This is a genomic window from Vibrio sp. 1401 (genome assembly GCF_033340295.1).
The window spans coordinates 1-651 of record NZ_JAWOWF010000444.1; the positions used below are offsets into that span (position 1 = coordinate 1).

Annotated in this window: 2 protein-coding genes; both read left to right on the top strand. The window is 48.7% G+C overall.

Annotated elements, in window-relative coordinates:
* The first annotated feature begins 48 nt into the window (after positions 1-48).
* A complete protein-coding gene (locus R7Z77_RS26140; RefSeq protein ID WP_318137150.1) occupies positions 49-564 on the top strand; it encodes a GNAT family N-acetyltransferase in 516 nt (171 codons plus the stop codon).
* Between the two features lie 9 nt (positions 565-573).
* Positions 574-651: SDR family NAD(P)-dependent oxidoreductase (locus R7Z77_RS26145; RefSeq protein ID WP_318137151.1), on the top strand; the 78-nt coding region annotated here is incomplete at its 3' end.

Below are 651 nucleotides of genomic sequence, written 5' to 3' on the forward strand. Positions count from 1 at the left end.
TAAGAGAATGAGAGACTGGCAATTCAACTCGATGCATTAAGGATGTGCATGTCGACTCTCATATCTACACCCAGAACCAAAATGGGCCCGATCAGAGCAGAAGATTGGGCGCTATTTCAGCGTTTACATATCGAGCCGAGTGTCATCGCTCTCTGCTTCGATAAACCTGACGAGCGAGTGTTACGCGACAAGTTTGAATCTCGTTTAGCGAGCTGGACACCAGAGTGTGACCATTGGTTGTGCTTGACCATTCTCGATGCAAATAATCAACAACCTATTGGGATTACGGGGTTTGTACTAGAGGAAGACAAAGCCGAAGTGGGCTATTTGCTGCTGCCCGAGTTTCATGGCCAGCAATTCGGCACAGAAACACTTAATGCTTTGCTGCACTGGGCAGAAACCACGCACGATATCCGCCGCTTTTCAGCCACAGTGACCGAAGGAAATGTCGCATCAGAGCGCGTACTCACAAAATGCGGCTTCGAACTCTCTCAAGTCATTCCAGACGCATACCAAATCGGTGGCAAACACTACGCCGATAAAATCTACTCGCGACAAAAATAAGGACGTATTTTGAATAAAGTAGTCATCGTTACTGGCGCAAGCCGAGGCATTGGAGCCGCAACTGCGAAAAAGCTGGCCGAGCAAGGC

What these genes read in the sequence shown, in the direction of transcription:
- R7Z77_RS26140 (WP_318137150.1), top strand. Translation starts at nt 49, where the DNA reads ATGTCGACTCTCATATCTACACCCAGAACCAAAATGGGCCCGATCAGA.